At 57.0% G+C, this 8,903-nt stretch carries 12 protein-coding genes and 2 pseudogenes; 4 read left to right on the top strand and 10 right to left on the bottom strand.

Annotated features, from left to right (window positions below; all coding sequences use genetic code 11):
* Positions 1 to 288, top strand: a 288-nt coding sequence (locus GSQ79_RS24905; protein WP_158811445.1) for a hypothetical protein, incomplete at its 5' end; no start/stop codon positions are given.
* 64 nt (positions 289 to 352) lie between these two features.
* Here the strand turns inward: GSQ79_RS24905 and GSQ79_RS24900 are convergent.
* The 7 genes from GSQ79_RS24900 to GSQ79_RS24870 all read right to left on the bottom strand — a co-directional run bounded on the left by GSQ79_RS24900 (position 353) and on the right by GSQ79_RS24870 (position 4,095).
* On the bottom strand, positions 353 to 814 hold the full coding sequence (locus GSQ79_RS24900) for a hypothetical protein (RefSeq protein WP_158811444.1): 462 nt from the start codon (positions 812 to 814) through the stop codon (positions 353 to 355).
* A gap of 420 nt (positions 815 to 1,234) precedes the next feature.
* Positions 1,235 to 1,789 carry a hypothetical protein gene (locus GSQ79_RS24895; RefSeq protein WP_158811443.1) on the bottom strand — a complete coding sequence of 185 codons (555 nt, stop codon included), beginning with the start codon at positions 1,787 to 1,789 and terminating at the stop codon, positions 1,235 to 1,237.
* Positions 1,790 to 1,934: 145 nt separating this feature from the next.
* Positions 1,935 to 2,183, bottom strand: coding sequence for a hypothetical protein (locus GSQ79_RS24890; protein WP_158811442.1), 249 nt, complete (start codon positions 2,181 to 2,183; stop codon positions 1,935 to 1,937).
* A gap of 75 nt (positions 2,184 to 2,258) precedes the next feature.
* Positions 2,259 to 2,492, bottom strand: coding sequence for a hypothetical protein (locus GSQ79_RS24885; RefSeq protein WP_158811441.1), 234 nt, complete (start codon positions 2,490 to 2,492; stop codon positions 2,259 to 2,261).
* A 110-nt stretch (positions 2,493 to 2,602) separates the two neighbouring features.
* Positions 2,603 to 3,424, bottom strand: coding sequence for an HNH endonuclease signature motif containing protein (locus tag GSQ79_RS24880; protein ID WP_246725568.1), 822 nt, complete (start codon positions 3,422 to 3,424; stop codon positions 2,603 to 2,605).
* Between the two features lie 40 nt (positions 3,425 to 3,464).
* Positions 3,465 to 3,716, bottom strand: a complete 252-nt coding sequence (locus tag GSQ79_RS24875; RefSeq protein WP_158811440.1) for a hypothetical protein — start codon at positions 3,714 to 3,716, stop codon at positions 3,465 to 3,467.
* 4 nt (positions 3,717 to 3,720) lie between these two features.
* On the bottom strand, positions 3,721 to 4,095 hold the full coding sequence (locus GSQ79_RS24870; RefSeq protein WP_158811439.1) for a hypothetical protein: 375 nt from the start codon (positions 4,093 to 4,095) through the stop codon (positions 3,721 to 3,723).
* A 427-nt stretch (positions 4,096 to 4,522) separates the two neighbouring features.
* Between GSQ79_RS24870 and GSQ79_RS24865 the strand changes: the two genes are divergently transcribed.
* Positions 4,523 to 5,263, top strand: a complete 741-nt coding sequence (locus tag GSQ79_RS24865) for a reverse transcriptase domain-containing protein (RefSeq protein WP_158811438.1) — start codon at positions 4,523 to 4,525, stop codon at positions 5,261 to 5,263.
* 8 nt (positions 5,264 to 5,271) lie between these two features.
* Here GSQ79_RS24865 and GSQ79_RS24860 read toward each other — a convergent pair whose 3' ends face one another.
* Positions 5,272 to 5,718: a hypothetical protein gene (locus GSQ79_RS24860; RefSeq protein ID WP_158811437.1), complete on the bottom strand. Its 447-nt coding sequence runs from the start codon at positions 5,716 to 5,718 to the stop codon at positions 5,272 to 5,274.
* 63 nt (positions 5,719 to 5,781) lie between these two features.
* Between GSQ79_RS24860 and GSQ79_RS24855 the strand changes: the two are divergent.
* A pseudogene (locus GSQ79_RS24855) lies at positions 5,782 to 6,096 on the top strand (RadC family protein); the annotation flags it as partial.
* Positions 6,097 to 6,233: 137 nt separating this feature from the next.
* On the top strand, positions 6,234 to 7,775 hold the full coding sequence (locus GSQ79_RS24850; protein ID WP_158811436.1) for a bifunctional diguanylate cyclase/phosphodiesterase: 1,542 nt from the start codon (positions 6,234 to 6,236) through the stop codon (positions 7,773 to 7,775).
* Positions 7,776 to 7,786: 11 nt separating this feature from the next.
* On the opposite strand, the gene GSQ79_RS24845 is transcribed toward GSQ79_RS24850, so the two are convergent.
* Together GSQ79_RS24845 and GSQ79_RS24840 are read right to left on the bottom strand one after the other, a co-directional pair.
* Complete coding sequence (locus GSQ79_RS24845; RefSeq protein ID WP_158811435.1) at positions 7,787 to 8,395, bottom strand: NTP transferase domain-containing protein; 609 nt, start codon at positions 8,393 to 8,395, stop codon at positions 7,787 to 7,789.
* Positions 8,388 to 8,903, bottom strand: a pseudogene (locus GSQ79_RS24840) (molybdopterin-binding protein); the annotation flags it as partial. The pseudogene GSQ79_RS24840 and the gene GSQ79_RS24845, both read right to left, overlap by 8 nt.

Below are 8,903 nucleotides of genomic sequence, written 5' to 3'. Positions count from 1 at the left end.
ATTAGCGATATATTAGCGGGAGGCGGATGGGTTGAGAAAGATTGGAAAGATCAGACTGCTATGATCCTACGCAGAGATAATAGGCCGGGCATTGGATTAGCTAATATATCAGGAATCACTGTAGCGGCAGATATCGGTGCCGGGTTTGTAACGCATCATGCTGTTGCGGAACTATCAGCGGCAATTAAGGGTAAGAACTTCGAGTCTATCTCCATAGTTGGAAAATTGACCAACAACCACAATGGAAATGCAATCATCATCACCGTTGGTCAGAAGAAATACGACTGATTAAGGATGCAACAATGACGCAGCCCACGGCGCTTTCCGGCCTGAAGTCGATAAGGTGTACCGGTCAGCTTCGGGCGGCGCCGCCAACTCGTTCGATGATCCGAACCGCGAGAGCACGGTATTCCCACGGCTCGTTCTGAGCCTCGGCATACCTTGTCCCACTCCAGTAGCCGCAGGCGAACTGATCGATGATTCCGTGCTGCATCGGATCGACATCGGCGAGTTTGCGGAGCCAGCCCATGTGATTTCGATCCACGTGGCCGAGCGGCACGATCTCGTACGAGTACAGCACGTCGCTCGACGGATTGGTGTGCAGGTAGAGTGACTTCTCTCTAGGCAGACCATCATCAGGACGGCGCTGCTCGACCTTCCCTTCGATCGCTGCGCCGAGAGGGTAGATCGTACCTTGAAGGCGAACAATACCGCCGATCAGCTGCTCCTCGTCAGTGCAGAGGTAGAGCCTTGGGTTTTGGATCTCGAACAGTCGCATTGTGTATTTATCGAATTCGTTGCCGTCTATCGACATCCATTCCTGGACCTGACTGATCTGGTCAAGCGACCTTGGTATGCGACCGACTACACCCTCAACCTGCTGCACCTAGGGACATATTAGCCGGTTGACGCTTCGTTAAATCCGATCCGGTGACGGTGTATTGCGAGCGGCCGATGCGTTCAAACCGCCGAGCGAATGGTCTAAGGCAATCTCCGCCCGGAATGATCCGGCAGGATCGAGAAGTGCCGAAGATCTATTATGTGCGCCACGTTACGTTTCGAAGACCAGATTGAAATTCGTCAACGATAGGAGCTGGCATCCGGAAAGCCTTGATGCGGAAAGCTCATCCCATATATCTGTGCTATCAGCGAAAATAAGATTCACACCTAAATAGAAATATGAGAATGCGTACTTTGAATGAATGGTATCTGTGGTTTCATATGAGTGGCTTTCCTAAGGAAGAGTGGCCTCGTATACTTCAAGCTCTCCAAAGCTCAGGGTTGTTGCGCGGAGTGCAATCCACTGACCTCTTGCTTTATCGTCCATAGCGTCCACGAGAGGAAGCTTTGCTGTGAGGTCGGAGAACGCCGTATTGCCGGTCTCCTGCGCCAAGAGAGCTAACTGATAAGGACCAACTGCGCGGGATTTATCAAACAAGTAGTCCATCACGCCAACAAGTTTTATAAACTCTCGAAACTCTTCGATTCGAGCGGATTTACAAATAGCATTTTCTAAATTCAGACGCTCTTCGTTGTATGTTGGGATCAATGGTGTCGAAGGTTGCTGGAAAGGCTGGATTACTGGCGCCCCTGCCATTAAGGCAGAAGCAGGCGACACCAGAACATGGCAAAAGTACGCACACAGCTGCGTGATGAATCGTTGGCGAATTTGCATTGGTAAGGCGTCGAAAAAAGCAAAGAAGACGGCGACGGGATTCATGTACGGCCTTACATTTTGTTCCGAAATCTCAGGGGACAGCCTGTAGCCGTAGCCGCCGCGTTGGTCCATAGTTACTCAACAGATGTCTTGAAATCGAACCGTCTCGTCGCCGATGATGGTCATCTGGTTGGCGCAGCCCGGCGTCGCATACTTCCTGCTCCAGCCTTCGGTAGAACGATCGTCAAGAGAGTCCGGCACGAACGGTCTGGCGGAGTTACCATTTCTCACCGGCAGCGAAAATAGCTCCAACCACTTCATCGTCGATAGCAGCGTAGCAGGTGGCATCACCCCGTCGGTCATCACGGTTGAGGCAGACTTCGATTTTACCGGTGTCGGTGCCTTCGATCGAGATCGTCGTCACTTGGTGATCGATCGCGTACCCGGTCATGCGCCCTGTTCCCGAGACCGACACGACTTGACAGGTGGGACCAATGAAATCGCGATTGATGGCCCAGTCGATCATCTGATTGAATTCGATCGGTCTCGTCTGCTTGGTGAGCAGAACAGATTGGTTATTTGGCAAAAGACATCGCCCTCACTATGGCTGCTTTGGCGGCATCATCCGGATCGGCCTCGGATCCTCCAGCAACGCATCTCGGACCTCGGTCAGAGGCGCCCGTACGAGGATCGTCTTGTTCGCCACGGTCATGAACGTCTCGTCGGCGATCTCGTCGGAGTCGCACAGCCATTGGATGGCCGTGACCCGCACCACGTTGCGGATGCCGTCGTCGCCGATGAACTCGATGAACTGACCCACGCGCTCGATCGCCATTCCCACACCCCCAAATGAGAACGTATCAAGAACATGATTGACTCCGGCTGTCGAATCATTTCCGGGCGCGTTCGAAGGTGCGCCAAAACCATCGGCGATGGCGGGTCAGATCACTGAGCGTCGAGCACTGCGTTGGCAGCCTTCACCTTGGCCTCCATAGTCTCTTCCAGCGTTTCCGCTCGCTCGCCGAAATGCGCCTCCCGGTGATCCCCAGGACACAATGCAATGACGTTGTGGACCGTGTCTCGCCCGTCGTCGGCCAATCGAATGATGTGGTGCGTTTCAAGGTAGCGAACGCCATCGCTTTTCATGAAACCAAGTTGTCCGCAATGTTCGCAGCGGCCCTGGGCTCGATCTAAAACGGCCGAACGGATACTCTCACTTCTGAAGAAATGTCGCGTTTGACGAATCGAACTTCGAGGCAGAGCAGAACCCAGATCGTCGATCGCGTCGTTGGTCCCTGGGTCCCAGGCCAGAAGCCTAAAGACCCCTTCTTCTTTTTCTTTTCGGTCGGCCGCGTCCTTGGGGCCAAAAAGGGATTCCCATATTGATATTCGGCTGCTCGACGCATGACGCGAGAGATGAGTTGCGATTGCCTCATACTCAGCGCTCGTAAAATTGTGATCCCACGATCTCCGTATGATGTCGTCACGATAGAGCCGTTGAATTTCATCGTTGTCGAAGGCGGATGGGTTTACCTTGCCCGCAGTGTTCATGACGGTCGTGAGAGCCAGTAATGGGACTTTGGCCCAGGCTGCGGCACCATCCAGCATGTCGCAAGCGGCTGCCACCACCCTGATGTCTCGCTTCGGATCTCGGCCGAGCTTGACGGCCACATCCTTGAAATTCAGCTTTTTTCCGGCAAATCGTGCCTCACGCACCAGCGGAAGAAGCCTCGTTGCCAGTGCATGCTGAGTTTCGGTTGTCGGCACGGCCAAATACCCTCTGGCTTAAACTGCGTTTATCTCATGGTTAGTCGCGAACAATGCGGATGCTGTTGGGTGACACCAGCGACGGTCGCTTTTCCGGCCCGGTCATCCTGATCGAGTAGCCCTGCTCGACAAGGTACGCAGCTTCGTCGATTGAACGAACAAAAGTCGAGTTCTCCACCTTGTTCTTCTGGCCGCTGACGCGGCTGTCGACCAACTCGTAACCACGGTCGGTGAGATGCGGTTCTTCCCGCTCGCCACCGCGAGGCACAATGCGTTCAATGTGAATTGGCACTCGATCAATACCGAGCTGCGTAGGCAGCCTTCGCTGGCGCCTCGCCGTTCAGAAGCCGAGCTATCACTCTCTTATGGGCGGTGAGTTTCTTCTTGATCTTGTCAGCCTCCGCCTCAAGCTCGGACATCTCTTGGATCGCGGATCCAAGCGGACTTGCTTTTACACGCGCACTCAAGGTTCGAAGATCTTCGACGTTCACGTCAATCGCTGAAGAGGCGTCCTCCAACAGAAGGGCCGTTCGGTGTTTGCAGATCGACCCCATGCTGCCGCCCATACAGGTGCAGCTGATCTTGAGGCTCGGCGCGAACGTCGCGGTAATCTTGTAGATCTCGTCGCTGGACGACGATCTCACTTGAAAGTTCAGCGTCTCGTCACTCATCTCGATCTCCCGCCCAGCCAAGACAGATTTACATCGAAAGTTGCGCTGTCAATCAGTCTCGCGCTTCTCATCATCCACGAAGATCGATCTTTAAACACGATGCTTGGGCCTTGTATTAGGCGCCGGTGATCACCATAAAAGCTTGGCCGCTAGCGCTAGGCCATGGCTCACCGGACTGTTAGGCATGAGGCATAATGCACCGCGCATGACATGTCTTACGGATACGCGAAGCTACACAATGGCTTCACTATCTCAGTTGATGGCTCCATAATGATGGGGTCATGGTTTGCTGGCGGTACGTGATGGAGATGTGTAATGCGAAAGTATACAGACCGCATACACCTCGCTCGCGAATGTATCGCGCTAGTCGGAGCAATCGTAAAGATTGTCTGGTTGGTCTGGTCGTTCGTGAGCGCGGTCAACTGCGATGACGGAGTTGCTGAACTACAAATTTAGTTTTTTTAGGAAAAACAAATACGTTTTTGTTCCTAACGAAGACAGCATTGACAAGGGTCATTCTCTGCTCAGATTTGTTGAGAAAGAAGTATCATTCCCTAGGAGCTTTTACCACTTCGCAAAAGGTGGACATGTTGAGGCCTTGCACAGACACATTGAAAATAAATACTTCTTTAGAATTGATTTGCAGCGTTATTTCTACTCTATCGGCCGCAATCGTATTGCTCGGGCGTTGCATAGTGCCGGTTTTCGTAAGGCGAGGACCTACGCGAAATGGTCTTCAGTCAAAAGCCCGTATACCGATGGGCCTGCATATGCGTTGCCGATCGGTTTTATCCAGTCACCGGCACTTGCGAGCATGGTGTTCATGCAGTCGCCCTTGATGAAGGCAATCGAACGGCTGATCTCCGAAGGCATCTACGTGTCAGTTTATCTCGACGACCTCATCGGCTCCGGACGCGATAAAAGGATCCTGGAAAAAGGATTTCGTTATATTCTTGCAGCGTGCGAGGAGGCTGAGTTCACCATCAACATGGACAAATTGGCTGCTCCAGACGACCACATCCAGGCATTTAACTGCGACATTGCAATGCATCGCGCCTCCGTCACCGTCGAACGGATCGAGAAGTTCGCAGCCAGACATGGGTCGCCAGCTGGAGAGGCTGCGTTCGACGCGTACTGTCGAAAGGTCGCCGAGCAGAACCGGCGCTAACTGATGCCCTAGGTGCGGGTCGTTTTTGAAGGAAGCACCCACAACCGTGCAACGCCACGTTTGCCGAAGGAAGCGATGTGCCCACGGTCACGTCGAGCGAACATGATCTGACTCAGGTTGCTCGACATGCTCCTCCGAAGATGAAGGTTCGAGTGATCCAGTCCCTTCGCCTCCAGACACAACTTCGTGAACTCAGTGATGGTCATGCCTCCAGGGTTCGACCGCAATGCCTCGCAACAAAGCGTGAAAAGCTCCCCACGTTTGAAGATGCGGACGAAACTCATCTCCTGGGCGACGGCATCGGGCGCCCGTCCACGCTCGTACAACGAGATTACAGCGCTCAGGTCGACGAAGTCGCGTTGTGCCTCAGCCATCAAGAGACGGTACGATGCGATCGAGGTTTCGGTCCTCGCCGCCTTGGTCTCAAGGACCGAAACAAGATGCGCTTTTGCCATCCCTAGAGGATACTGGAGATGGGGCTATCGAGGATAGATGATGGCTAGGTGTGGATGCTGCGGGAAACCGAGGAGTTCCGGATTCTCTTCCTGGACAAGAAGAATCAGCTGCTTGCCGACGAGGTTCAGGGCGTCGGCACGGTGGATCATGCGCCGGTCTACCCCCGCGAGATCATGCGGCGCGCCCTCGAACTGAGCGCCACCGCCCTCATTCTCGTCCACAATCACCCTTCGGGCGATCCGAACCCATCGACGGCCGACATCGCCATGACGATGCAGATCGCGACCCTCGGTAAGGCTCTGAACATCATTGTCCACGATCATCTGATCATCGGACGCCAAGGTCACGCCAGCTTCCGTGGCCTGAAACTCCTCTAAGCCTGTGCCGCTTAACCGATGGCGGAAACATTTAAATGCGGTACATACAATGAATCGCGGACGATCCGCTGTTGTCTTCTCTCGGCAGAGTTTCGCAGATGCGGGTGAGTGAATTGCGAGGCGCAAGCTTCGCTCGGGTGAAAGCGATTATCGCCCCCTGTCTTCTCCTCATCGCGGCGCTTGGTCCTGCCACCTCCCTCATGATCCTTCGGATCGACCAGAATGCGAGCTTTATTCCCAAGGATCCGGTCTATCGCACGCTGCTGACGATCTTCCCGCTGTCGACGTTTCTGCTCGCGGTCCTCCTGGTGCAGGCGCGGTATCGCATCCGCCTGCTGCAGGCGAAAGAAGCCGAGGCGGTCCAGAGCGCGGGCCTCGACCCGCTCTCCAAACTGCCGAACCGCCTGTCCTTCGACTTTCTGCTCGAAACAGCGATGGATCGCAGCACGCTCGAGTTGCCGATCGCTCTCTTTGCCATCGACATCGATCACTTCAAAACGATCAACGACACCTATGGTCATCAGGCCGGGGACCAACTGATCGTCGGCATCGCCGAACGGATCCGTCGTGTCATCCGCGATCGCGACTGTCTGGCGCGCGTCGGCGGCGACGAGTTTTCCTTGATGCTGGCCGAGGTCACCAGCGCCAGTCAGTGCGCCGCGATGGCGCACCGGCTGCACGACGCCATGCTGGCGCCGTTCGATACCGGCGACATGCAGATCTTCGCGACGCTGTCCATCGGCGTGGCGCTGTCGCCGCAAGACGGCGAAGCGCGCTCCGTTCTCATGGCCGCCGCTGACCTCGCCTTGTATCGCGCCAAGCATGAAGGTCGGAACCGCTTCGCCTTTTTCGACAAGACGATGGAGCAGAAACTTCATCTGGACATGACGATCGAGGACGACCTTCGCGAAGCCATCAAGGCCGATGCCTTGACGATCCTGTATCAACCGCAGATCAGCGGATCGACGGGGCGCCTCTGCGGTGTCGAAGCGCTGGTGCGGTGGCACCATCCGAGACTCGGCATGATCTCGCCGGAGGAATTCGTGCCGCTCGCCGAAAGCCGCGGCCTCATCGGTCCGCTCGGCGAATGGGTTCTGCGCCGGGCCTGCACCGACTCGCGGCGATGGCCGAGCCTTCGCATGGCGGTCAACGTCTCGCCGGTCCAGTTCCGCAACCGCGGGTTCGTCGAGACGGTCCGGCTTATCATTGCCGAAAGCGGGATCGAACCGCAGCGGCTGGAATTGGAGCTCACGGAAGGCGTTCTGATCCAGGATGCCGATCAGGCCGAGAGCGTAATCATGGACCTGCGCGCGCAGGGCATCCGCATGGGGCTGGATGATTTCGGCAGCGGTTATTCCAGCATGATCTATCTGCGCCGGTTCGCCTTCGACAAGATCAAGATCGACAAGGCCCTCCTCGCGTCGATGGAATGCAGCGGCGAAGGCGCGATCATCGTCGATTCCATCATCTCCCTCGGCCATGCCCTAGGCCTGACGGTCACCGCCGAAGGCGTCGAACAGAAGGATCAGGTCGAGTTCCTGCAGAAGCTCGGCTGCGACGAACTGCAGGGCTTCTATTTCTCCGCGCCACTGCCGGCCGACGAGATCGACACGATGCTGTCGCTCGAGGTCTGGACGCAGGAAAATGCCGCGATGAACGCCAGCGTCTCGGCGGCCTGAGCCACCATCGTTCAGCCCGCCCGATCGAGCGCGGCCAGGGCAGCCGGCGTGTCGACGTCGATCTCGATTGCCTCATCGTCGATCGGGCAGGACAGGACGATCCGCTGCGGATCGTCGAAAAGACGCCGCGCCCCCTGATCGCCGGACAGGGTGCCGACGGCCGCGAAGATCGAGCGTCCAAGCAGCACCGGATTGCCGAGACGGCCGTTGCGCACCGGGACCACCGCGTCAACCTTTGAGCCGCCAGATTCATAGGATGAGATCAAACGATCGATGATGGCAGGCGTTACTTTCGGCATGTCGGCGAGCAGCACGACGGCGCCGGACGCACGTTGCGGCAAGGCCTCGAGACCGGCCTTCAAGGATCCAGCCATGCCCTCGGCATAAGCCGGATTTTTCACCCGATGGACTGGAAGCGACGCAAGCGCACTGTCGACGGCGGCGCTGGCATGGCCGGTCACGACGATGACGGTTGACGCCCGCGATGCGAGCGCCGCCTCCGTGACCCAGCACACCAAAGCTTTGCCCTGCAACAAAGCCAGCGCCTTGGTTGTGTCGGGCCCGGCGCCAAAACGCGTCGCCCGGCCCGCGGCCAGGATGATTGCGACGACGTCAGACATCGCCCGGATTGCGCGGCTGCGGCCGCGACACGATTTCGCTCAGCAGGCCGCCGACGCCCATCCGCCTGAGATCCGCTCCCGTCACCGGGAGTCCAGCGAGCAAGCGCTGCAATACGAAGTCGAACCCGTTTTCCTTCGGCGAGCGGGCGCAGCCCGGCGCGCCGATCACCGGGATCGAGCCGCGATCCGGCACAGGGAGATCGCCGAGAAGCAGCAGGTTGCCGGGATCGACGGGCATCCCGAGATGCAGCACCGTTCCACCAGCCGCTTCCAGCGCGGCCGGGATGACGTCGCGCCGATCGGTGATCGCCGACGCACCGAAAATGATGAGGGCGTCGATGTTTTTGCTGGCGTCCTTGATCGCGGCGGCGAGCTCCGGAGTCTCATGCTTGGTGCGGTAATCCGACTCGATGGTCGCGTCCGCAGGGGCCAGCCTTTCGTCGAGAATGCGCAGCGTCTTTTCGACGACCGATGGCTTCAGGCCTGGCAGCAGGGTCGAGACGACCCC

It is taken from the genome of Beijerinckia sp. L45 (genome assembly GCF_009765775.1).
Lineage (GTDB): Bacteria > Pseudomonadota > Alphaproteobacteria > Rhizobiales > Beijerinckiaceae > RH-AL1.
This window is presented reverse-complemented; position numbering and strand designations above follow the sequence as displayed.

Excerpts from the sequence above, each read along its gene's own strand:
- GSQ79_RS24900 (WP_158811444.1), bottom strand. The coding sequence starts at position 814 with ATGTCGATAGACGGCAACGAATTCGATAAATACACAATGCGACTGTTC.
- GSQ79_RS24895 (WP_158811443.1), bottom strand. The coding sequence starts at position 1,789 with ATGGACCAACGCGGCGGCTACGGCTACAGGCTGTCCCCTGAGATTTCG.
- GSQ79_RS24890 (WP_158811442.1), bottom strand. The coding sequence starts at position 2,183 with ATGATCGACTGGGCCATCAATCGCGATTTCATTGGTCCCACCTGTCAA.
- GSQ79_RS24885 (WP_158811441.1), bottom strand. The coding sequence starts at position 2,492 with ATGGCGATCGAGCGCGTGGGTCAGTTCATCGAGTTCATCGGCGACGAC.
- GSQ79_RS24870 (WP_158811439.1), bottom strand. The coding sequence starts at position 4,095 with ATGAGTGACGAGACGCTGAACTTTCAAGTGAGATCGTCGTCCAGCGAC.
- GSQ79_RS24865 (WP_158811438.1), top strand. The coding sequence starts at position 4,523 with ATGACGGAGTTGCTGAACTACAAATTTAGTTTTTTTAGGAAAAACAAA.
- GSQ79_RS24860 (WP_158811437.1), bottom strand. The coding sequence starts at position 5,718 with ATGGCAAAAGCGCATCTTGTTTCGGTCCTTGAGACCAAGGCGGCGAGG.
- GSQ79_RS24845 (WP_158811435.1), bottom strand. The coding sequence starts at position 8,395 with ATGTCTGACGTCGTCGCAATCATCCTGGCCGCGGGCCGGGCGACGCGT.